The organism is Mucilaginibacter sp. P2_A4 (assembly GCF_056405015.1).
Map to the genome: position 1 here is coordinate 51294 of NZ_JBFUCX010000015.1, position 25571 is coordinate 76864.

General features: G+C 41.7%; 14 protein-coding genes. 5 read left to right on the forward strand and 9 right to left on the reverse strand.

Annotated elements, in window-relative coordinates; genetic code table 11:
• Positions 1 to 101 precede the first annotated feature (101 nt).
• Positions 102 to 1139, forward strand: coding sequence for an LLM class flavin-dependent oxidoreductase (locus tag AC1DYB_RS23875; RefSeq protein ID WP_477438582.1), 1038 nt, complete (start codon positions 102 to 104; stop codon positions 1137 to 1139).
• 18 nt (positions 1140 to 1157) lie between these two features.
• On the opposite strand, the gene AC1DYB_RS23880 is transcribed toward AC1DYB_RS23875, so the two are convergent.
• The 9 genes from AC1DYB_RS23880 to AC1DYB_RS23920 form a co-directional block, all read right to left on the reverse strand.
• Complete coding sequence (locus AC1DYB_RS23880; RefSeq protein WP_477438584.1) at positions 1158 to 2333, reverse strand: acyltransferase family protein; 1176 nt, start codon at positions 2331 to 2333, stop codon at positions 1158 to 1160.
• A gap of 7 nt (positions 2334 to 2340) precedes the next feature.
• Positions 2341 to 4551, reverse strand: coding sequence for an alpha-N-acetylglucosaminidase (locus tag AC1DYB_RS23885; RefSeq protein ID WP_477438586.1), 2211 nt, complete (start codon positions 4549 to 4551; stop codon positions 2341 to 2343).
• A gap of 52 nt (positions 4552 to 4603) precedes the next feature.
• Positions 4604 to 6130 carry a glycoside hydrolase family 28 protein gene (locus AC1DYB_RS23890; protein ID WP_477438588.1) on the reverse strand — a complete coding sequence of 509 codons (1527 nt, stop codon included), beginning with the start codon at positions 6128 to 6130 and terminating at the stop codon, positions 4604 to 4606.
• 83 nt (positions 6131 to 6213) lie between these two features.
• Positions 6214 to 7806 (reverse strand): RagB/SusD family nutrient uptake outer membrane protein, encoded by a 1593-nt coding sequence (locus AC1DYB_RS23895; protein WP_477438590.1) that lies wholly within the window; start codon positions 7804 to 7806, stop codon positions 6214 to 6216.
• 21 nt (positions 7807 to 7827) lie between these two features.
• Positions 7828 to 11166, reverse strand: coding sequence for a TonB-dependent receptor (locus tag AC1DYB_RS23900; protein ID WP_477438592.1), 3339 nt, complete (start codon positions 11164 to 11166; stop codon positions 7828 to 7830).
• Between the two features lie 175 nt (positions 11167 to 11341).
• Complete coding sequence (locus AC1DYB_RS23905) at positions 11342 to 12538, reverse strand: FecR family protein (protein ID WP_477438594.1); 1197 nt, start codon at positions 12536 to 12538, stop codon at positions 11342 to 11344.
• Positions 12539 to 12608: 70 nt separating this feature from the next.
• Entirely contained in the window at positions 12609 to 13208 is a 600-nt protein-coding gene (locus AC1DYB_RS23910; RefSeq protein WP_477438596.1) for an RNA polymerase sigma factor, read from the reverse strand.
• Positions 13209 to 13681: 473 nt separating this feature from the next.
• Positions 13682 to 16252, reverse strand: a complete 2571-nt coding sequence (locus tag AC1DYB_RS23915) for a BamA/TamA family outer membrane protein (RefSeq protein WP_477438598.1) — start codon at positions 16250 to 16252, stop codon at positions 13682 to 13684.
• A 410-nt stretch (positions 16253 to 16662) separates the two neighbouring features.
• The gene (locus AC1DYB_RS23920; protein WP_477438600.1) at positions 16663 to 17685 is read right to left on the reverse strand and encodes a hypothetical protein; all 1023 of its coding nucleotides are present in this window, start codon (positions 17683 to 17685) and stop codon (positions 16663 to 16665) included.
• A 331-nt stretch (positions 17686 to 18016) separates the two neighbouring features.
• Here AC1DYB_RS23920 and AC1DYB_RS23925 point away from each other — a divergent pair, with 331 nt between their 5' ends.
• The 4 genes from AC1DYB_RS23925 (at position 18017) to AC1DYB_RS23940 (ending at position 25524) form a co-directional block, all read left to right on the forward strand.
• Positions 18017 to 21094 (forward strand): SusC/RagA family TonB-linked outer membrane protein, encoded by a 3078-nt coding sequence (locus tag AC1DYB_RS23925; protein ID WP_477438602.1) that lies wholly within the window; start codon positions 18017 to 18019, stop codon positions 21092 to 21094.
• Between the two features lie 10 nt (positions 21095 to 21104).
• Positions 21105 to 22472 carry a RagB/SusD family nutrient uptake outer membrane protein gene (locus AC1DYB_RS23930; RefSeq protein WP_477438604.1) on the forward strand — a complete coding sequence of 456 codons (1368 nt, stop codon included), beginning with the start codon at positions 21105 to 21107 and terminating at the stop codon, positions 22470 to 22472.
• Between the two features lie 171 nt (positions 22473 to 22643).
• Positions 22644 to 24215 carry a flavin monoamine oxidase family protein gene (locus AC1DYB_RS23935; RefSeq protein WP_477438606.1) on the forward strand — a complete coding sequence of 524 codons (1572 nt, stop codon included), beginning with the start codon at positions 22644 to 22646 and terminating at the stop codon, positions 24213 to 24215.
• A 10-nt stretch (positions 24216 to 24225) separates the two neighbouring features.
• A complete protein-coding gene (locus tag AC1DYB_RS23940) occupies positions 24226 to 25524 on the forward strand; it encodes an aspartate aminotransferase family protein (RefSeq protein ID WP_477438608.1) in 1299 nt (432 codons plus the stop codon).
• Positions 25525 to 25571 lie beyond the last annotated feature (47 nt).

A 25571-nucleotide genomic window follows, 5' to 3' on the forward strand; every position in this document is an offset into this window, starting at 1 on the left:
ATTGTTTTTGTTACTTAGCACTATTAACTTACTTTAGGGTATAGGTAAGGCTGCAAGGTTGAAATAGGATAAAAAGGCAATGCCAATTAAATACTAAAATAATGGAAATAGGAATAGACAGTTTTGCTTCAGCAATGTATGGCACAAACCAAAGCAACAGGTTGAGCAGTGTTGACGCTATGGAGCAATTGCTGCAAAGGATAACATTTGCGGACGAGGTTGGCCTGGATGTTTTTGGCATCGGCGAACATCATAAAAAAGAGTTTCTGGACTCGGCAACCGCTGTTATCCTCGCAGCAGCAGCAGCAAAAACTAGCAGGATAAAATTAACCAGCGCGGTCTCGGTTTTAAGCGCTGCTGATCCGGTAAGGGTATATCAAAGTTTTGCAACGCTGGATCTCATTTCTAAAGGCAGGGCCGAGTTGGTTGTTGGCCGCGGTTCTTCTATCGAAGCCTATCCCCTCTTTGGTTTCGACCTTGATGATTATGACGCGCTTTTTAAAGAAAAGCTGGACCTGCTATTAAAGATCCGCGACAATGAGTTTGTGACATGGACGGGTAAGTTTCGGCCGGCACTTGATAACCTGCCTGTTTATCCGCGGTCGCTACAACCTCAATTGCCCGTATGGCTTGGGGTTGGCGGCACACCTGCATCTTTTGCCAGGGCAGGGACCCTGGGTTTACCATTAATGGTGGCCATTATCGGCGGCGAAACCCATCGTTTCCGCCCGTTGATAGATTTGTACAGGGAAGCCGGCGCGCGGGCCGGGTTTAAACCCGAGCAATTGAAAGTGGGTTTGCACTCGCCGGGATATGTAGGAGCCAGCACGGAACAAGCAATTGCCGAATATTACCCCGGCTACGCGGAACTTTGGACCAAACTGGGCAGGCAACGTGGCTGGCCGCCGGTAACGAGGCCGCAGTTTGACGGATTGATCAGTCCGAAAGGTGTTTTGGTTGTAGGTGGCCCGGAACAGGTTGCTGAAAAGATATTGCGGCATAGTGAGGCGCTGGGTGGTATTTCGAGGTTTACATTCCAGATGGATAACGCCGGACTATCTCATGAAAAGTTGATGAGTGCCATTGAGTTGATAGGAACCAAGGTGATTCCCTTAGTTAAAAGTGGAATGAAGGAATGATGTACCCACTATATCGATCTAAATTTTCAAAAATAATTTAGATCGATATAAAAAGTATAGCAAACCTATTTGCGTACAAGTGATGGCCGATGCCGACCATACCGCACGCCATTTTTCAGGAGCCATTTTCACCACGCCGCCTAATAAATAGTTCGCTGTATGCTGAAAATCAACCATCCCCTCTGATGCAAGATAAATGAGTATGGAGTTTAGGCCTATAATTACAAATGGAAACGCCCATTTACGATATCCTGCAACATCAATCACCAAATAAAATACCGAAAGAAGCATAAGGCTCCATCCCCCTACATATAAAACAAAGGAGCTTGTCCAAAGTCGCTTGTTGATAGGGAAAACTGTTTGCCATAATAAACCCAAAGCTATACAGGCCAATCCCATAAAAAAAAGAGCCACTCCCTTTTTCCACATTGGCCAGTCAGTGGATTCTTGTTCTAAAAACTGCCCCGTGAATATCCCCATTAGCGCCGTTCCGATGGCGGGGATAGTTGATAAAATCCCTTCAGGATCATGAACTTTATCATGAAGCCTGCCAGGTAGTAGTAAACGATCGATATATGACTCCAGGCTGCCGTTCATCGTTAATACCCCTGCTCCATACCCCGGAACAGGAATGAGGGTCATAGCCGCCCAGTAACCCAGTAATAAAACACCGAACCAAATAACCTGCCCCCTCAAATTAAAATTCAAATAGATCAAGCCGGCAAAAAACCAGGCGAGACCTATCCTGCCCAATACGCTTGCAAAGCGAATATTTTCGTATCCATTGAATTTTAAAAGACCATTGACCACCATACCCAAAAAAATCAGAATTATAGTGCGTCTGATCATGGATTTATAGATCCCCCATTTTACTTTGGAAGGTAAAAGCAGGATATCATTGACCCCATGTTGGTTGATTTTATTTTTCATAGAATAAGGCATAGAGATGCCCGCTATGAATAAAAACAGGGGAAAAATCATGTCATAAAAAGTTATGCCATTCCATACCGTATGGTGCAACTGGCCAGACATCCACATAAACAGCGGCCATCCGGTTGCTTTTGCCAGGGCGTGAACAATTCCTTCGCCGCTCATGATCCAAAACATGTCAAAACCCCGTAAGGCATCAAGCGACATTAAGCGGGCCGGCTTCGATTTATTAACTACTTTACCAGGTTCAACGTTCCTGTTCATGATATTCTTATTTTAAATCTTCGGCCATTACTTTCCTATACTTTTTATACAGCAATTCTGCCGTAACTACGCTATTGCCAGCAGCCTGAACAGGGTAGCTTTTACTTGTGTTAACCCAGCTCCATTCCCATTCACTTATCGCTTTATCAAACGCTTTAAGATCCGGTTCTTTGTTAGTACTTATTGATTTATTAAGCACCTCAAAAAATTTCTGCCACCTCACTTTATAAAAATCATTCAGTAAACCACTCCATTGCCGGCATGAATACTCATGCAATGGGCTATTTTTATCCCCCCAAAGCGTGATGAGGTTGCGTGCGTTGCGTTCATAAAGCTTTTTTTCTTCGGGGTTTGTACCCCAGCTTTTGGCATCTGCTATCCATGGCCCCAACAAAAAGTCTTTTCTGGTTGCTAATAGTTTATCCATATCAGTAATCAATGCTAAATAATCAGCAGCCGCTTTATTAAATGCGCCGATGTCTTTATCCTGGTATGCTTTAAGCCATTTAACCTGCAAGGGTCGGGCGTAATTTGCCAATACCTGGCGCGTCAGGTCTACCAGATCGTAATTAAAACCACTGCTATTCTGGCAAACCGCGGCGGCTGAAATTAATTTATCCCAGGCGGGAAGCAGATCTGCACGGCGGTAATTTAATTTTGTGCGGGTCCAAACTGCAGCAGAATCAAGCGTAGGCCGACCGGTAATGATTGATTCCGCACCATCCCGAATATCCTTTCCATTAAACACCGTTCCTCTCAATACCTTCCAGGCCTCCAGCGCATCGGCGCTTTGCATGCCATAACGATTATAAATATACCCGGGCAACCACTCATCAAGGTTAACAGGTACATCCTGCCAGGTATTTTGCATCATTAACTCGTATAAAACAGGCGTTTGTTCAATTGCTTCCATCGTTAAACCTATCCCCACCATTTTACCTGATTGCGGATCATGCAAGGCTGTTGCAGGCTGTTTTGCTACGGCATCCATCCTGCCAAATAAACTGATATTACCACCGTAATTATGAAGCATATTCCAGATCCATGGTTTGCCATAGAAAGCATTGGTACGCTTCCATATCGGTTCAAAATCAGTATTCAGATCCAGGATGATCATGTGCTCATTGGGCACAGCACTCAGCAAAGCTTTTATCTGTTCATCATGCCAAAACTCCTTGTCGCTAAAAAACAACCAGCCCTGCATAACCCAAACGGCCTTAGGATCGGCGCCTTTCATCCCATCATAAACCCTCGCGCTTAATTCTGACAGGAACGCAGGATCATTGGAAGGCGGTTCGTTCTCATTAAACGTATCTGCAGAGTAAAGGTGATCTGATCCATATATCCTGGTTTGTTCTTCAATAAACCGTTTACCAATTTCTGCAAAAAGGGGATCTTTAGCATCCAGTATATAGGTGTCCTCGAATCCGTTTTTCCAGTTAGTTTTTTTAAGCTTTGCCTGCGGAAACCGTGTTTTAAATGAGGCAGGTACATGCCCTGTAAATGCGGGCAATACCGGTTTTATACCCAATTCTCTTTCTCTTTTCAATATCTTTAACTGCAGGTCTTTATGGCCGTTTATCCAACTTTGCGGTAAAGGGCCTCCCCATTTATCTATATTCCCCATATAAAACCAGCCAAAGTAAGCAGGTCCGCTAAAAAAGTTCTGCATATCGGCCCCGCTAAAGCCCAGGTCTGTGTAAACCTTGTTCCAAACATATTCCTGGCCGGTAATAGCAAGTGGCATGTTGATACCGTGCATTGCCATCCAGTCTATCTCCTTTTCCCATCTTTTCCAGTCCCACCAACTCATACTGTAGCTGTAGGTACAATAGTTTAAATAGTAGCGATAATCATAAGGGCTGTTTCTTCTTGTTTTATGATCAGGAACGGGGAGTTGTTGAGGTAAATTCAGATTTGTACCATTCCACGTTACCTGGCAATGGCCGTATTCGTTCAAATAGTAATATAATGCCGATGCTACGGCAACGCCATTATTACCCCTTAAAATTATTTTTCCTTTTGCTCCTTCAACCTCAAAAGCATCTTTGGAATTATTGTTTTCCAATGCCTCAACCACAAACATTTTAGCATGTGCCGGAATAACCCTGCTGATAAGCGCATAAGATGAATTAACATTTAGCTGTGCTTTTGTTTTTGCTGAAATACAGCAAATAAAGGCAACAAGTAAATATTTAAGCTTGTATATTTTTTTCATGGTGGTAGGCGATTATTGGGGCCAATGCATCATTATATAACCTTAAGCCAGGTTATTTTATAAGTGTATTTTTAGCCTCGGTCATAAACCGGTCGTTTAGTGAAGGGTGTTTTACGTTGTTTAAAATAATCACAGGAACCACCTTTGAGTTGATCACATTTATTTTACTAAGATTTAACTTATCTACATCATCAAAAATAAATGGGCTCCTGAAATCCTCGCCGACATGATTTATCCGCATATTTTTAAATGTGATACCTTCGGCATGCCTTACATAAAAGGCAGAAGCAGGCAGTTCTCCAAACATCGAAAACTCAGGGTAATCGCCGCTTTTCTCGGGTACTTTGATCAGGGAATCTGCATTGAAATAAGCTATACTCTTTTTTGCAACGCCTTTATAGCTGATATCAATATTTTCAAGGGTTACATTGGTTACATTAAAACCTGGCAAACCCATAATAGAGGATGGAAATATATTGTGAGGAAACAACTCGGCCGGCCCTTCCATATGATATCCTGCATCCGGTTTTCCTGCAGGCACTTCAACTTTCACATTTGCTATAAATACATTACTAATTTTACCCGGAGGGCTTTTCTTGTTGCGTTTACCCAGGCGGATGAATATGGCATTCCCCGTATTTTTTGCGGTTACATTACGTATATCAATATCCTCAATAACAGCCCCATCTACAGATTCAATGGCGATGGCAGACCGGAAAGTATCATACACATAGATGCCACGAACGGTTATTTTCTTAAAGCCGCCAAATGATGCTGTACCCATTTTGAGGGCGCTCGCGCTTGAGCGAATTTTACAGTTGGCTATATATATATTTTCGCAGGCGCCAAGAGGATCTGAAGATTTAAGGCAAATCCCATCATCTGCAACATTGAAAAAACTATTGGTAAGCTTTACGTTTTTACAGTCAACAAGATCAATTCCATCGTTATTTAAAAATGTGTTACTAACAACGCGGATGCTATCAACAACCATGTTGGTACAGTTTCTGTAATCCTGTATCCAGCACAATCCATTTTTAATAGTGATGTTTTTAATACTTACTTTATCACATTTTTCGAAAAAGATCAACTTAGGCCGGTTATCTTCCTGAGGGCGCATCTGGTGCCAATCATTATAAGTTTGCCATTCCGAATCTTTTAAAGTGCCGCTTTTTAGCATTTTATAGATATCCTTTAATAATTCATCACCATTGCCATCTATAATCCCTTTGCCGGTAATTGATACGTTTTGCTGTCCTTCGGCACAAATTAATGGAGAAGCCTTGCCAGGGCCGTATACTATTCGTTTTGCCGATGCCAGCAATACCGCTCCCGCGGCTAAGCGCAGCTCAACATTTGATTTTAAATGAATAACTCCTGTAATAAAAGTACCTGCTGGTATCAATACTGTACCCCCGCCGGCCTTACCGGCCATATCAATTGCTTTTTGGATATAAACCGCATTATCTGTTTTACCATCCGCTACGGCACCAACCTTCTTAATATTGATAATGCCGCTTTTTGCCTCTGCCGAATTAACCAGCAGTACCGAAAAAATAATAAATAGTATTGATCTCATCTTTTGAATAGTGGAAGTTTCAAAGCTAATAATAAGATTAATCCCCCAATCTTTACAAGACTGGGGGATTAAAATATTGGCTGTTAGTACCCAGGGTTTTGTATCAGCTTGGGGTTTAACTGCATTTCGGGTCTTGGGATCGGGAAAATCCGCTTGGCGGGGTTGGCATCTGTTTTAATGCCCCAGGATTTTTCAAACTGTCCAAAGCGTATCATATCATTACGGCGCCACATTTCCATAGCCAGTTCCCTGCCGCGCTCATCTAAAATATCCTGCAAGGTTACAGCAGCCAATGGCGATGCCTTGGCACGCGCCCTTACCTGGTTAACCAATGATAATGGCGAATCGCCGTTGGTTGCAGTTGCACCTCTTAAAATGGCTTCGGCTTTCTCCAGCAGCACATCGGCATACCTGAACATCGGCACATCATTGCCCTGATTACGATCTGTGTTTAAGCTGTCTGGATAAAATTTATTGTTCCTGTAACCTTCTTCGTTAGCAAGTTCATCATTACCAATATCAAAAGTTGCGTTATTTTTCCAAACAATATCAGGCGTAAACTCCAGTTGGTGTACAACAGTTGCATTTGGGTTAGGGCCGCTATAACTTGCATCAAGGCCAATATTTGTAGTAGTAATGTTTATTGGCGTACCATCATTATTGTATTGCTTACCAACAAGGTATTGTTTTTTGCGAATGTCATTTGCATCGTTAAACAAAGCATAATACTCTTTGTAGGTATAAACCGGACCATCCGGAGTATAAGGCATTTTATACTTATTTTTCAAATTAGGGTTAATTGTCCAGCGGGCATAGTATTGTCCCTGCGCCTGAACGCCATCATAAGGTACGGCAAATATAAAATCCTTAATCTGCGGACCGTTATTAGGTTTAAACATGCCCAAATAATCGGCGTCTAAAGAATATTGGCCACCTTTTATAATATTATCGCACATGGTAACCGCGTCCTGATATCTTGGCGTGCCAATGTAGTATTGTGCATTAAGATACATTTTTGCAAGGATTGCGTACGCTAAACCTTTGGTTGGCCTGCCATACGTTGTAACCCCTGCAGTAGCACTCAGATCAGGAATTTGTGCCAATAATTCGCTTTCGATAAAAGCAAACACAGTTGCCCTTGGCTGGGTGCCCAGGTTGGTGGTATCACCAAACTTTTTGCTGATAGGCACATTTCCGAAAAGGTCCATCAGGTAAAAATAAGACAATGCCCGCATGGTTTTAATTTCGGCAAGGGTTTGTTTTTTGGCGTCGCTTGCAGGTGTAGCATCAAATAATGATAATACCTGGTTACATAAACTTATGGTTCCGTAACCCCACTGCCAGCAGGTTTCTGTCATACCGTTATCGGGTGTTACGGTGTGGAGGTTCACGGTTGAATAGGTGCCCCCGTCAAGCCAGTTACCGCCACGCGCTACCAGCACATTTTCGTCTGTACTTAAATTTTGTAATAACCAATACTGCCTGCCCGGCGCCCCCCGAAACGAGGTATAAATAGGCCCTGTAGCAGCTACGTACTGCGCAGGAGTAGTTGGAAAAATAGAGGGAGTAAGCGCCGATTTAGGAGTTATATCTAATTTTGTACAACCCGAAAGGTAAATTGCCGCCATAACCAAGGCAACAAGGCCCGGTTTTATATATCTTTTTAAATTGTTCATCTCTTGTTAGGTTAATGGTTATTATAAATCAACTTGGATACCGGCAAGGAAACTCCTTGTTTTTGGGTAAAAATTATTACTATCAACTCCAATAAACTGGCCGCTGGCCTGGTTGTCGATGTTCAAATTCAATTCAGGATCAACCCCTTTGTATTTGGTAATAATAAATAAGTTGGTACCGGTAACATACAAGCGGATGCCATGTACATAGTTACCCGGAACATTTATTTTGTATGCAAGTGTGGCGTTACTTAACCTAATAAACGCGCCACTTTCCAAATAACGGGTTGAATACAAGTTGGCGTTAACATCGGTGCCCGGCTCACTTAACGTAAGGGTAGGCACGCCGTGTGCCGAAGCCTGAGTTGGCTGATTAAAGCTGGCCAATGATGCGTTCATGATTTTATTACCGCCCTGGCCTCTGAAAAAGAAATTTAGGCTAAAGTTTTTATAAGTAAAATCGTTACCTAAACCAAAGGTATAGGTTGGCTGCGCGTTACCTGCGTAAGTTTGATCGGCACTTGTAGGTGTTGTAGTTGGCTGGCCATTGGCGCCTAAAAATGTTGATACGCCATTGGGGCGGCCAAGATATTTTAGGGTATAAAATTCGCCAAGCGGGTAACCGGCTTCAATGATGGATACGTTTATCCCGCTTTGACCCGGTCCCTCAGGGTCGCCTCTGTATATTTTAGATAGATTTGGGGCAAGGGCTGTAATCTTATTTTTGTTGAATGAAATATTACCGTAGCTGCTCCACGTAAAGTCTTTTGATTTAATAGGCGTACCGTTAAGTGCTATCTCCACACCTTTATTGCTCATGCTACCTACGTTCATAACCTTGTAATTTACAAAGTTATTGATAAGCGGTACCGGAACGCTGGTGATCATATCGGTTGTTTTTTTATTGTAGATGTCAACCGAACCGCCCAAACGTCCTTTCAATATAGAGAAATCAATACCGCCATTTAGCGTGCCGGTACTTTCCCACTTCAAATCCGGATTCGGGTTTTGGGTTACACCAATAGCACCTATATAAGCACCGTTGTAATAAAAACTGCCCGTGGTGCCATAAAGCGTTATAGGCGTATATGGCGAGAAGCCTAATGAGTTACCAGTTTTACCGTATCCTACCCTCAGTTTCAGATCATCAAACAATGATTGCGATTTCATGAAACCTTCGTCGATCACGCGCCATGCAGCAGATACAGCAGGGAAATACCCCCAACGTTTGTTGGTACCAAAAGCGTTTGATCCATCGCGACGTACCGATGCCTGCAAAAGGTATTTACCTTCGTAACTGTAATTAAGACGCGAATAAAATGATATCAGGCGTAAAGTTTCCTCGTTAACACCACCATAATCAACACGGTAGTTGGAAGCCGGTGTACCCAGTGCCAGGTTGCTATAGCCGGTAGCATCAGAAATAAAATTTTGATTGGTTGACTGAAAACCGTTTCCTTTAGTTGTCTGGTCTATTGAATAACCAAACAACGCTTTAAAACTGTGCTTATCATTCCAGTTATGAGCATAGGTTAAATAATTTTCAAATAACTTTTTTGTATCCTGGTAAGTTGAGCGGATGGCTTTACCATTAAGGCTTGGAGCAAGCTCAGATGCCGAATTGTAATAAGTATTGCTATTGGTATTTGTTTCCTGGTAGGCTAAGTTGAAATTGTAAAGCAAACCGGCAGGTAATATCAGTTCGCCGCGTACATTACCTAACAACAGGTTAATTTTTTGTTTATAAGTATCATTGGTAATAAGGCCAACCGGGTTATAACCTAATTTTAAAGTAGGGTCATTATAAAATGTTCCGTCGGCGTTATAAATGGTACGCGTAGGTAAATACTGAACTATTGATTTAAATAATCCCGGACTTTGGCCATTTGCACTTGACAACGGAATATCATTAACCAGCAGGTTGGAGTTCGTAACCGCATTGCTTAGGGAAAAATCCAATTTCAATTTATCATTCAGTGCTTTTTGGGTGATATTAAGCCTGCCTGTAACACGTTTTAAATCACTGGTTTTAACAATACCCTGGTTGTCCAGGTAATTTAAACTTCCGTTATAGGTAGTTTTATCGGTACCGCCGCCAAAAGAAAGGTTGTGGTTTTGCGAAAAACCCGTGTTGCGTTCAACCGCCTTTTGCCAGTCAGTATTTCCACCGTTATCATTTGCCGGTGTAAAACTTTGCCCGTTAGCTTTTACATAAGCCCTAAGCTGATCGGCGCTGGCCACATCAAACTGGTTAGATACTTTTTCAAAGGCTCCGTAACCATTATAAGTCATCCTCATCTGGCCCGCTTTAGCCTTTTTAGTAGTTACTATAATCACACCATTGGTAGCCCTGGTTCCGTAGATTGCAGCGGCAGAAGCATCTTTTAATACATCTATTGAAGCAATATCCGAAGGAGCAATCAAATTAAAATCGGCTCCGGGTACGCCATCTATCACATAAAATGGTACAGAAGCTTCGCCTGTACGTATAGACGATGGTCCACGGAGCGTAACAGACGCTTTGCTATTTGGGTTACCATCGCTGGTAATATTTAAACCGGCCACTTTACCTTCCAGCAAATCGGCGGGGCTTGATACTACCCCAGCGTTAAATTGCTCGGCCTTAACGGTTGAAATGGCGCTGGTCAGCTCTTTTTTGGTGCTGCTGCCATAACCTATAACTACCACTTCATTCAGTCCTCTTTTTTCTTCGGTCAGTGTAATTGTTAATGACGTTTGGTCTTCAATCAACACCTCTTTTGTTTCAAATCCAATAAAGCGAAATTGTATAGTGTTTCCCTTTTCGGCCATTATAGCAAACGTACCGTCAGTTGCTGTAGTGGTAATTGTTGCAGAACCCTTTATCTGTACGGTAACACCGGGTATAGCAAGCCCATCTTTATCCGTAACCTTTCCGGTAATACGGCGGGGAACCGCTTTACTGTTGTTATCAGCCGTCCCCTCCGGGCTCAGTTCCTTAATAATGATGGTATTATCATCCAACTCATAAGTAAGGGGCTGCGATTTAAAAATCTGGTTCAGGGCTTCGCCAAGCTCAATATTTGAGGCATGGATAGTTACCGGTTTAGCTTTTTTGAAAACCTGGCTGTTGTACATAAACAAAAAGCCTGTTTGTTTCTTTAATTGCTTTAAAACCGACTTTAAACCAGCTTTATCATTGGAAAGGCTAACCTTTTGCGCCAATGTATTTGCACTGATGTGAAGCGTTAATACAAATAAAAGGATACCCGTTATTTTCATAATCCTAAGTACCTGTTTTAAATAATTGTCATATTGACTAATTGGTTTTCGGTCCTGGCAAAAAGGCACAGGAATTTTAGAATGCAGAAGTTGTTTCATACATTTGAATGTTTGGGTTAAGTTATAATTGGTGCTGTAAACTGGTTATTAACAGGTTAATCTGATCACATTTGCCTTCCCGGCCGCAATCCGGGGAGGTATTAATTCAGATACCTTAACATTAATTGGTTTCGTAATTTATCTCTCCATAATTTTCTGATTAGGCTTTTAAAATTTATTTTTTGTGAACAATTATTTTGTTTCCATCGATAGTGAATTTTACCCCGCCTGTTGATTCCAGTATTTTAATTACCCTCGACAGGTTATTGTCTCTCTTTACTGCACCTGTAAAATTCAAAACAGGTTTAGGACCATCGTATTCTACTTCAACATTATACCATCTGGATAGTTGTAGCATAACCTGTTCCAGCTCTGTATTATCAAACTGGAATAAGCCATTTTTCCATGCAATAACATCCTCTATATCAACCTCGTTAACTACAAAGGCTTGACTATCTGTTTTATAGATAGCCTGTTGCCCCGGCACTAATAATTGATTTTCTTTCCCTCTTGAAATTCTGACAGAACCTTCCAGAAGGGTGGTTTTATAAACTGGCTGATCTTTGTATGCACTTATATTGAAGTGGGTTCCCAACACCTCAACCTGCTGATCGCCGAAGCTTACATGGAATGGCATTTTTTTGTTTTTAGCCACCTCGAAATACGCTTCGCCTGTAAGGGAAACATTTCTTACTTTACCCTTAAAAGCTATGGGAAAAGTAATTGATGATTCGGAGTTAAGCATTACTATGGTACCATCGGGCAATTGTAACTTATACTGCCCTCCCCGCGGGGTCGACATGGTATTATAAACAGGTGCCCCTTCAGTAGCTCCATTTTGATTGTATTTAAGCTCTCCATTGGCAAGCTTTACAACAGATGCACTACCCTGAACTGCCAGCTTACCGTTTTTGGCATCATTTAACATAATCCTGGTGCCATTGGATAGGGTTAAAACAGCATTGTTTCCTCCAGGTTTGATATCGTTCGAAATTTTCACCTGGGACGTACCGAAGTTGGTTTGTTTAGATTTAAAAAAAAACAACCCGACCGATAAAAGCAAAATTGCTGCAGCTGCATACTTTACCCACGAAATTCTCGCTATACCTTTTACTATAGCACTTCCGCTTTCAGGTTTGCCAGGTTGAACTGCGAAAACAGCATCCAGCATTTTTTCTTTTTGGCCCTGGGCAAATACATCATTTTCCATATTGGTGGATGTGTTTGACATAAACACGTCTTCCATCAAACTTTTAATCACTTCCTCCTGCAAAGGATCGTTGATGATTTGCATTAGTTCATCACGCTCCTTTTCTGTAGCAGTCTTGTCGAAATAATTTTGGAATAAATAATTTAGTCTTTCAGGCTTCATTTGGGACATATACACCTAAAGACACTTAAAAAGAAAAAAAGGGGTAGTTGAACTACAAAAAATATTATTTTTATTTAAAAATCAACTGAGCGAGCAAGATCACGACTAAAACGCCGTCATTTTCCACATTAACATTGCTTTTTAGAAACTTAATAGCCGATTTTATATGTTTCTTGACCGTTTCTGGCGAAATATTTAATTTCTGCGCTATTTCTTCATACTTTAAGCGCTCATTCCTACTTAATAAATAAACTTTTTTTTGTTGAGGCGGAAGCTTTTCTATGGCCTTTTCCAACAATGCCCGGTAGAATTCCCCGGATTTATCATCATCATTCAGAATAGAATTTTCTTCAAAATCTTTTTCCCACTCCAATTGGCGTACTTTTTCGTTCGCTTTTTTGCGTAGAAAATTATAGGTCTGATTGCGGCTGATTATAAAGAGGTAATTACTGAAGCTTTCTATTCCGCTTAAGTCTTCTTTTTTTGTCCATATTTTTATAAATACGTCCTGAACAATTTCCTCGGTTATTTCCAAAGACTCAGTTAATCTGTAAACATAATCACCAAGTGATTTATAATAGCCATCAAAAAGTTTGGAAAAAGCCCGCTCACTTCCTGAAATCACTTGTTTTATAAGTTCACTTTCATTAGGAATGGGTTTGATAGCCATTGTTACTTAATTAAACCGTTAAATTTATGTAAAATAAATGTTATTGTAGATTTATAATTGGTGCTGCAAAATAGTTAATAATTAATTTAATCTCCTCAATAAATGTTGAAATTTTGATTTTAGTAAAAAGCTAAAAAAAACTTAAAACGGCTGAAATGATTGGAATGATCGGATGATAAATTGGGGCAAGAAGATCTGGAGGATCTTCTCATTTTTTAACATTTGAAAAACAATATAGCCCTAAAAGAAGTAAAACCAGCAGACCCTCCCAAAGCAGATGCAAAAGCCGCAAACGTTGTTACTGACAACAAACCAAACCCGCAGGTAAAAAATTAACAAATGCAGTATTATTGGGATCTGTCGCTATTGCATCGAGCCCCTCTACGCAAAACAAAGAAGCCTTAAGTCCACTTTGAACCTAAGGCTTCTTTGTTATTTACTTCGCTGCTAAATAGCCTGACAAGGCTGTTAGATCACAACCTAAAATTAAATGAAATATAAGGATACCATCCCTCATCAGAGTGGCCGGCCATCAACTGCACTACGGTTAATGAGGCTGGCGCAAAGTACAATCCGCCACCTGTTCCTGAGTGCCATTTATCAGAATGCTCGCCATTAACCCAAACGCGGCCGGTATCATAAAAGCCGATCAGCCCTAATTGGCCGGGTATTATATAACTGGCAATATCAGCTATCTTTACCCTGGCCTGCAGATTGTTAAATACCATATGCTGCCCCGCGAAGCGGTTTTGCAGATAGCCCAACAGGTTACCCTGCCCGCCCAGGAACATGGATTGATAAAATCCCGGTTTACCAAAACTTACACCACCACCAACACGATCTGACAACACAATAGAACCTGTTGAATTTATTTTTTGATAATAGGTGAATTCCGGCCTGATTTGTACAAATGATTTCGAATAATTATTAAGGCCGGTATATCCCTGCAGGTTTACAAACAAGTAATAACCTTTTTTTGGCAAAATACCATTATCCCGGTGGTTGCTCTCCAAATTTATCTGTGCGCCCAAATGCGCTTTGTCTTTATTTATAGTTAAACTATCATAAGCATTAACCTTGGATGACTGGGTGATAAAACGCCCCGCATTGTCGGCCAGGTCAAGACGATAGAACTGGAAAGACGGACCTACGCTTATTGAAGTTCCGTGGGCTAATCGCCAACGCAAGGCGGGATCAACCTGGTATATATCATACCGGGTGCGGTAAAACCGGCGATAATTACCGGTTTTATCCAGTACAGTTTCGTTACCGCGGCCAAAAAAGTTTACGGTATTATCCGGTGCTTGTGCAAATGCCTGCAGGGTAAAATCAGCTTTTCCAAAAGCCTGAATCCATTCGCCATTATATTTTATCCTGAATGCATCGGTAGCAAAAGAATGCGTGATCATCAGTTGCTGTACAGTGGAGTAAGGCAGCTTTCTGAAACCATCCACACCCGTATATTTAAACCCCAAACCTAACAGGAAGCCATCATCTTTATTCAACCCGGCTGTAGCCAAAGGCATCCAGATATTGTACGTGCTGGCTGGCACAAACCTGTTATTTGCGGTATCATTAGATAAATGCTTGCTTAAACGTCCAACGTCGCCGGTAAATTTTATATTATTAGTTGGCCCGTAAACTTTTACTTTACGATTGGCCTGCTTTACATCAATCAATTTTGTACCGGCGCTATCAATCACCCTCAGATTGATGAGTGTATTGCTGGTATTGATTACTATTTTATCATCACCACCAGATACATATAACCTCAATTCTTTAGTAACATCCGGATGGTAAGTCATATTCATTACCGTATCCTTAACCTGTCCGTTTTTATTTATTTTATTGATGGCAACCCTCATGCCGTTGTTATCGCCATCTGTAATAGTCACCAGTTCATCCTTATCGGTTGTACGAACATCAACAATACGGTTAACAAACTTAAAGTATTCATCCATTGCGGCAGGAATATTATCCCTGCGCTGCTTTAGTTTGCTAAACAATACATTGTGACGAATGCGGTAAGTTTCAACCGGCAACCGTTTAAGTGCTTCCTCCAACACCGCGTCCGTTTCGGCTTTTACAAATTCATTGGCAATCCTCATCCAGTCTGCATGACTGAACTGAGCATCCGGAAACGCTTTTATAAAACGGGTTTTAAACAGAGAATACTTTACATGGGGAATTTTGCCATCAAAATGATCAAGCAGAGGATCTATCCACGGCAAAGTAGCAATAGAAGGAAATAAACCTTCAGATAGATGGAATACCTGGTCGCGGTCGCGGGGCACACCTACATAAAGTTTTTCTTTTCCGTTTTTGGTAGTAGCCCATCGCCACTGGTCTTCATGCCTGTCCCAGTCCCCAATCAGTAAATCCAGCATACGGGCACGCAAAAACGTCTCTCCATCAATGCGGTTATCATAACTTTTAACCACTTCACGTGTCATCTTAATCGTATTGTCTGATGGGCCAATGGGTTCCCGTTCCTCCAGCAAGCATACTACGCCTGTAAATATTTTACTGTATTCGCCCAGCGCATCATCGGCCACTACTAAGCCTATAATGGGATTAGCATGAGGCACCCCGGCCGCTTCAGCAAGCGGGGGCACTATTAATGCGGAAAAAGGGTGTTGCCCACTCATGGCATCATCAACCCAATCAACTGCAAATGTGCCCTGCAGGTTATCTGGCAATAATTTTTCAGGTGTTTTCTCAACCGTACGCAACACCCATTCATGACCATTTTTATCCTTTAGTCGCAGGGATTTGGATTGCATTCCCCCACCCTCGCGAATTGGAATAAGGCCCCCATGAATTTGAGATAATCTAATCACCGGTAGTTTTACCGGTTCTGCCCATTCTCTCCTATAATTTTCACCAAACAGCCAACGATGAATGCCGGTAACCTTATTATAGGATGGATGCACTTTTACAATTGCACTATCTGCATTTTTTTTTACAGATGCATTTTCCTGTCCTTTTACAAAGGATGCATTAATTGCCAAGAAGGAAAAAAATATGAGTAATTTATTATTCATGCTAATAGGGAATTAAGAGACAAGTTAAATAAAAGCTTGACAATTTCACCAAATACCAATACAAGTATTGCCATAGTAGCCCCTAAAGGCTTTTTGAAAGTACTTTTTCTGATTAAAAATATCTATCAGACGGTTTTATTGCATAAACTAACGTTAAATACAAATTACTGGGCTTTTTTTTTGAACTATCATCATTAAAATCAATTTTATGTGCTTTAATAATGGTAGTTCATACTAATAAAGTCTCGGCCATGATCAATTTTCTTACCTGATCAATCATAAGTTATATCATTAAATTCAAATTCAATAATATGAAGTCAAAATTCGATATAAATCTATTATAAATCAAACCTATAAATTATTCCCTAAGCCTTCATTTCAATATCAATAAATTGTATGATCTTTTGCTTTTAAACAACTAACCCAGCAACATCATTAAGGTTGCAGCAGGTAAATGTGGTGATAATGTTATTAGTTGATTGCTTTAGGTAGTTAACAATTATAGCTTCCTCGCTATCCGACTGGTATTGCTTGTTAAAGGGAATTTCCGTTTCCTGAATGTTTTCAAAATCCGGATGATTGTTTTTTTGCTTAACGAGGATATTTTTGAGCGCTACGGCTTGCCTGTTTTTTACACTTACAGTATTACTTACACCAAACAATACTTCGGGCTTTGTCTCCAGGCCCAGGTTAAATATATACTGTTCCATTTCTTCAAAATCAAGGTTCTGGCAATTGATGTACAGGCAACCATCCCGTATGCCCACAACTTTGCCACTATACCTGTGCCCTTCCGAAACCGATTTTACAACTACCTGCCCACTTTCGTTTTCCTTTAAAACAAAGGGCGTTTTAATTACATTTTTACTTCCATCGGTTTTTTGATAATACAAAAAATAATTACCCAAAAAATAGCTTTTAATAACCAATATGGATGATTTGCTCAAGCCCGCTCCTACTACCGGCACCTTTGCCAGGTTATGGCGGTATGGACTTGTACTTTTACCGGTTTCCTTTTGCCAGGCATCCCAATTATTAAAGGGCACCTGCAAAAATACAAGCAAGGCGTTTACCTTAATATATTTTGCCTCGCCGCCGTTCCAATAGCTTTGCAGGGTTTTACCGCTTACCCAGTTATAAACCCGGTATTCGCCCATATTGCCCAGGTACTTTATAAAATCATAAATGTTTTGGCAGCGCAATGCTTCCAGTTGATTGCTGAGCTGTTGGCGGCCGATGATCAATCCCATTTCAACCAGGTCGGGATTGGCCTGCACTTCTTTGCTTATTTGTTTATTTATTACGCGTGCAACCAGGTTAAACTGGGTTCGTGTAAAGTTTTCCCAATCATTTTGCTTGCCTTTTATCTTTAATACTGCTAAAACTTGCGGATGTTCAACTATTGCCTTTTGTATTTTTCGGGATAGATGCATAAAACAGATACTTTTTAATAAAGTAAACCTACTATAAAGACATTTTTTTTAGTGTTTTTGATAAATCAATAATCAATATCAGCTACACTAAGTATTAAAATTAATTAATAACGATATGGAATTTTGACTCAAATACCGGTTGTATTTATGACTTAAAATTAGACTTAATTTTGACCAAATACAAACTACTGTAAATCAATAATTAAAATTTATCTGAAAAAAAATATTTTGACTTATATTTTTCCTCATTTGACTTGATGATATTTATAGAACGAACGGGCAATTGCCCATTTTTTTAATTATTTATTCAATAATCTCCTAAAACCACACTATGAAACAACCCATACGCTTATTATTTGCTGTTTTAACCTTGTGGCTTTGCTTAACGGCCCCACCTTTTGCATTGGCACAGGACCATACCGTTAAAGGTATTGTAAAAGATGGACTGGGACAAACCATTGTAGGCGCATCTGTTTTTATAAAGGGCACCAAACAGGGAACTGTTACCAATGCCGAAGGCATGTTTTCTATCCAGGTTGATGGCAGCAATAAACAATTAATAATATCCTATATAGGTTTTAAAACCTATACCGCAGATGTTGGCAGTAAAACCCTGCTTAACATAGTGATGGAAGAAACCAAAAGCCAGCTAAACGACGTAATTGTGGTTGGTTACGGTACGCAAAAAAAATCCAGCCTTACATCGGCTATCAGTTCCATCAGCAATAAAGATTTTAAAGACCAGCCCGTATCAAATCTTGCTCAGAGCATTGAGGGTAAAGTACCCGGAATTTTGGTTACTACCCCCTCTGGCACGCCTGGTGCAGGTTTATTGGTAAGCGTTCGCGGTGCCAGCAACCCCTTATATGTGGTTGATGGCATCCCTATGATCAGTGAAAGTAACTCTTCACTTTCAACATCCTATACCACAGACGGCACAGTAGTAGGCCAGGGCCAAAACGTTAGCTCCATAGCTGATATTAACCCGGATGATATCGAATCTATTCAAATATTAAAAGATGCCTCGGCAGCGGCCATTTACGGAGCCAGGGCGGCTAACGGCGTTGTGCTGATAACCACCAAACATGGTAAAAACGGCAAAACCGAATTTAGCTTTGATAGCTACACCGGCGTTCAGCATGTGGCGCATACCATCCCTTTTTTAGATAGCAAAGGCTTTGTGGCACTGGAAGAAGATGCCCGCAAACAGGATTTAAAACTTTACCAGGCAGATCCCTCCCAGTTTCCGGATGGATTTAACTCCGCTGTTTTAACTAACCCGTTGCCCAATAACTGGAAAACAAAAGTAAACACCAACTGGCTCGATCAGATCCTGAGAACGGCTCCTATAAATTCCATTCAACTATCGGCTCGCGGTGGCAGCGAAAAAACAAAGTTCTTCATCTCTGGTAACTACTTTGATCAGCAGGGTATTGTGATTGAAAATTATTATAAACGGGCATCTTTCCGTTTCAACCTTGATAATAAAGTAAGCGATAGGGTAACCATTGGTACAAATTCATCCTTTACCTATGGTAAAAACAGGCGTAGTTTCAATGATGATACTTACACTGGTATTGTAACCAATGCCTTGGGTGCTTCGCCCTTAATGCCGGTTTATAATGCCGATGGCAGCTATGCTGATTATACCCAGTATGAAGCCAGTTGGTTAAGTGATAACCCGGTAAAATCAGCAAAAGAGATCCAGGCGTTCACTACCAACTATCGCTTTCTGGGGAGTGTTTTTACTGATATTGAAGTGTTAAAAAACCTCAAGTTCCGTGCATCGTTCAGCACCGATTATACCAGCCTTAATGACGACCAGTTTTTTGATGCCATTACTTCAGATGCCTCGGCAGTGGGCGGTAAAGCTATAAAAGGCAATTATTCAAATACCACATTGGTTAACGAGAATACTTTAACCTATCAAAACACTTTTGCCGAAAAGCATAGCCTGAACCTTTTAGGCGGGTTTACTGCACAATCAACCCGTACCGAAAGTTCATCCATCAACGCGCAAGGTTTTCCCGAAGGTACAGGGCTTACCAATATCTCCAGTGCATCAACCGTTACCGGGGCAACTGATTTGCATTCGGGCTGGGGATTGCTTTCGTTCCTGTTCAGGGCCAATTATGCTTATGATGAAAAATACCTGTTTTCGGCAAGCGCCCGCTATGATGGCTCATCAAGGTTTGATCCTAACAAACGCTGGGGATTGTTCCCGGCAGTTTCTGCAGGTTGGGTAATTAGCAAAGAAAAATTCCTGAGCGATTCCAAGTGGCTTACCAACCTTAAGCTAAGGTTTAGCTACGGACTGAGCGGCGACCAGGAGATAGGCGATTTTCAATACCAGAGCTATTACCAGCCATCGCGCTATGATGGCGTATCCGGCTTAAAACCACGCAACATCGGCAACCCCGATTTAACCTGGCAACGCAACAAAATGATAAACGCCGGCTTGGATTTTGAATTATTTGGCGGTAAAATAGGCGGCTCATTAGAAGCTTACAAAGGCAACCGTACCGAACTGTTAAGCGAGGCTCCCCTCCCGGCTACATCCGGCTTTGCCACCCGGACCATAAACGCGGGTAATATTCAAAATAGTGGTATCGAATTTTCTGTAAATGCTTACCCCGTAAAAACCGCAAATTTTACCTGGACAACGGCCTTTAACGTAAGCTTTATAAAAAGTAAGATCATTGCCTTATCCTCAGATAACCAATTACTATCTGCTTACAGCGATTTGTTTCCAACGCATATCTTAAAAGTTGGCGAGGCTGTAGGCTCATTTTATGGCTATAAATATTTAGGCGTCGATCCGCAAACAGGTAGTCCTAAATTCAGCGATGACCAGCAGGTATTGGGTAAGGCCACGCCCGATTATTTTGGCGGCTGGAGCAACAGTTTTAGGTACAATGATTTTGATCTTAATATTTCAACCCAATTTAGTGTTGGCAACAAAGTATATAACTTAATCCGGTCAACCTATCAAACCCTTGGCTGGAGCGATGGCGGTTATGACGACCAAAACCTTTATCAGGTATACGCCAACAACGCCACTATTGTAAACAAACGCTGGGAAAAACCTGGCGATGTAACCGATATCCCAAGAGCATCTATGGTATTCCAGAATTACGTACAAAACTCATCTCAGTTTATTGAAAATGCCTCTTTTTTACGAATAAGAACGGTAAACCTTGGGTACACTATCAAACCCAAAAACAGCAAAGTATTTTCATCCTTACGGGTATATGTTGAAGCGCAAAACCTTTACACATTTACCAAATATTATGGTTTTGATCCCGAAGTTAGCTCAAATGGAGGCAGTTCGCCAAGTACTGCCGGGGTTGATTATGCCGCCTATCCGCAGGCACGTACAGTATTATTGGGTGTAAACTTTAAATTTTAAATCTACTATTATGCGAAAATATATAACACTTGTACTTCTCCTGGTTACCATCATCCAAACTTCTTGCAAAAAAGTATTGGATGTTACTTCGCCAAATGAAGTAGCCGATGGTACCGTATTTAAAAATGTAGCAGGTTTGCGCAGTGCCCGTATTGGTATGTACAGCACATTGCAAAGCAAAAATTACTATGGAGGCTATTACCCGCTGCTGGCCGAATGCTATTCAGACAATGGCACAACCGGCGGTTATGATGTGATTGACCTTACGGATATTGCCAATAAAGCGGTTTCGCCAAGCAATATTTATACATCAGCCATTTATATCCAGATATATAATTCCATTTATGCGGCCAACAAGATAATTGAAAACGCCGACAAAGTTCACGGCACAGACGCTACTGAGCTATCAAACATAAAAGGCGAAGCTTACTTTGTTCGCAGCCTGGCGTCATTTGATCTCTTGCGCATGTTTGGCGAACACTGGGATAATACATCAGCCTACGGCATTTCAATTGTCACATCAACAGCCAACCCGGCTACTCCTGTTAAACGCAGCAGCGTTGCCGATTCATACAAGCAAATAATAGCCGACGCGCAGCAGGCGGTTAAATTATTAAACACTGATAACGGGAGCAAATATGCTTCACAGGCCGCTGCAAATGCATTATTGGCAAGGATTTACTTATACCAGGGTAATAAAGCCAGCGCAGCTACAACCGCTTCGCTGGTGATTAATAACAGTGCTTACGCCTTGCTTCCAGCTGCAGATCTCAGCAAGATCTATACGCAAAAGAACACATCTGAAAGTGTATTTGAATTGGTTTTCGATCAGCAAAATAATAGCGCCTACAACGGTTTGACCTATGTACGTGACGACGCCTTGAGGACGGATGTGACATTTTTGGCCGCAGAAGATTTAAACACCTTTTTCACCGCCCGCCCAACCGACGATCGTGCCAGCCTGGTTGATTATGTCAACGTTGATCAAAGTATTCAACCCGACGGACGCACCGAAAAATACCGGGGCGAAACTACAAAAGACAATTCGGCCTACATTATCCGCCTGGCCGAGGTTTACCTCATCAGGGCAGAGGCTTTGGGCAGGGTTAACGGACTGGCCGACCTGAACAACCTTCGCCAGCACCGGGGCATGGCAAATTTAACCGCCGCCAATGTACCCACCGATGCAATGTACTTAAACGCCGTTTTGGATGAGCGCCGCGCCGAACTCAATTTTGAAGGCCATCGCCTTTTTGACCTCGCACGCACTAAAAAGGTAGCAGAAGTTTTAGGCGCATCAGTGAACCCTGTACTCCCAATCCCCCAAAGCGAAATCAGTGCAACCGGCGGCGTGGTGGTACAAAACAAAGGATACTAATTATAATGAGTGAGTTGGTGATTTAGTGAATAAAGAATTTTCAATGTACAATTTGATTTTTGCCTAATTAAATCACAAAGCCACTAAAAATAATTCACCAAATCGCGAACCCTCTAATTCACCAAATCACTAATTCGCTAACTCACTAATTCAGTAATTCAGTAATTAAACATGCATAGTCCATTTATTCACCTGTTAAGAAAGGCCTTTTTCTCTTCCCTCAGGGAGGATGAAATTAGCTATGAACAAATGGGTGATAGTCGCCGAAAGTTTTTGCGCGATGCCGGTTTGATGGCTGGCGGGATGGCGTTGCTTCCTGATATTGCAAATGCTTTCAATTGGGGAGAGATGCCTCAGGTCAGTATAGCTATTGTTGGTGCCGGCATGGCAGGTTTAAATGCGGCTTACCAGTTAAAAAAACCGGGTTTAAAGAGTACTGTATACGAAGCATCTGCACGTGCAGGTGGACGCATGTTTACCATTAAAGATAAATTTGGCAAAGGGATTACTACAGATTTGGGTGGCGAATTTGTAGACTCGGATCATACCGAGATCTTTCAACTGGCTAAGGAGTTAGACGTTGATTTTTATAACCTTAAGCTTGATAAGCTTGATCCCAAAACTTTTTATTTTGATGGAAGGCACCTCAACGGTGAGGACCTCAAAAGGGCAATACATCCATTTGCCCGACTGATAGAAAACGATGTAAAATCATTACCCAAACAAATTGACTACACCACCGCTCCGTCGTTTCAACATTTGGATAATCTTTCTATCTCGGAGTATATAAATAGCATTGGGGTAAAGGGCTGGTTGAATAAATTATTAAACGTGGTGCTCACCATGGAGTATGGCATGGATACTTCGGAGCAATCTGCTATTAACTTTCTCATCATGTTTACCGAACCCGTAACCGGCGAAAAAGATTATGAGCTGTTTGGCGATGAGCATGAGGTATTTAAAATAAAAGGTGGCAGCCAGCATTTAAGCGATAAACTATACCAGCAGGTAAAAGAACAGGTTTTACTAACCCATAAGCTTACCGGCATAAGTGTTACTAAAACAAAAAAGTATGAGCTGAGCTTTGATCAGAAAGGCATCATAAAAAAAGTGACTGCCGATTATGTGATCATGGCCATACCGTTCACCATGCTGCGAAAAATTAAATTTGACGTACCCATGCCTTCTGAAAAGCGAAAGAGCATCAACGAGTTGGGTTATGGTAACAGTGGCAAATTCATCATGGGCTTAAACAACAAGCCCTGGCGCAAAGCAGGTAAAGCCGGCTATACTTTTACCGACCTTGAATTTGGCTGCGGATGGGATAGCAGCCAGATGCAATCAGATGCGGAAGGTAGTTTTACTCTTTTTGGTGGCGGCCATATTATCAATACCCTTTGCAATGAAAAAAATGAGTTACTGGCAGCCCGGATAGTGCCACAATTAGATAAAGTTTACCCCGGCGCACTAAAAGACTACAACAGTAAAACCATTAAGTTTTGCTGGAGCCAATATCCATATACCATGGGCGGGTACAGCACTTTTAAAAAAGGCCAATGGAGTGCTATTGCCGGTTGGGAAGCGGTGCCGGTGGGCAATATTTATTTTGCAGGCGAGCATGTAAGTCTTACCTGCCAGGGCTATATGAACGGGGCGGCCCAAACCGGCAGGATAGCTGCTGAAATGGTAGCTAAAGCCAGCAAAAGAAGCTTCAGGAATAAGCTGATAATGAAAGAAGTATAAAATTACAAACATGGACAATTCGCAGGAATTATTAGAGAGAAGAAAAAAGTGGGTGCCTAATGCTATAGGGATCTTTAATCCATCAACGGCTGTAAGCGCAACCGGTGCTATTATTACCGACGCCAATGGTAATGAAATGATTGATTTTGCAGGCGGCATTGGCGTGGTAAATGCAGGCCATTGCCCCCCTCCCGTTGTTGCCGCCATTGCAGAACAGGCTGCAAAAATGATTCATTGCAGCTTTAACGTGGCCACCTATGATCTTTATCTGCAACTGGCCGAAAAGCTGGCCACCCTTTTACCTCATGGTGAAAACACTAAGGTAATGCTTACCAATTCAGGTGCCGAGAGTGTGGAAAACGCTATAAAAATTGCCCGGCAGGCAACCGGCAGGCCAGCAATTATCAGTTATGAATGCGGCTTTCACGGGCGTACCATGATGGCGATGACGCTTACATCAAAAGTGGGCTATAAGCTGGGGTGCGGCCCATTTGCCCCAGAAGTTTACCGAATCCCATTTCCTGATCATTACCGCTATGGCAATGGTTTAAGTTTTGATGAGTTTTCTGATGTACACCTGCGCGAGCTGGAAATATTTTTCCATACCAACATACCTGCAGAGCAGGTTGCTGCCATTATTATTGAACCCGTGCAAGGCGAAGGCGGCTTTAATGTTGTGCCAAAAAAATACCTGCAAGGCTTACGTGAGGTTTGTGACAAGTATGGCATTATGCTGATTTTGGACGAGGTGCAAAGCGGTTTCGGCCGTACGGGTAAATGGGCTGCTTATGAGCATTATGGTGTAACGCCCGATATATCAACCTGGGCAAAATCAATGGGGAGTGGCATGCCTATAGGTTGTGTAATTGGCAAAGCACACGTCATGGATAGTTGCAAACCATCAACTATTGGGGGTACCTATCCCGGCAATCCTGTTTGCTGCGCGGCATCATTAGCTACGCTGAAATACATGGAGGAGATAGATATCAATGCGCTTGGCACAAAAGTAGGCGAGATTGTGCGCGGCCGTTTTAACAGTATGAAATCAAAGTTCAGCGCCATTGGCGATGTACGCGGCCTTGGCGCTATGATGGCTTTTGAACTGGTAAAGGATAATGACCCTTTTAAACCTGATGATGTGTTATGCAAAAAACTGATCAGCTATTGTGCCGATCATGGCTTGATTGTGATTAACGCGGGAATAAACGGAAACGTGGTCAGGGTGCTTAGTCCGCTTGTTATTGATGAAGCTTTATTAAACAAGGGCCTCGATATTATAGAGAATGGCTTAGCTGAATTATCAGTATAGGAAGAATTATAAACCAATTATAAAATTGCTATATAAAATGACCGGCA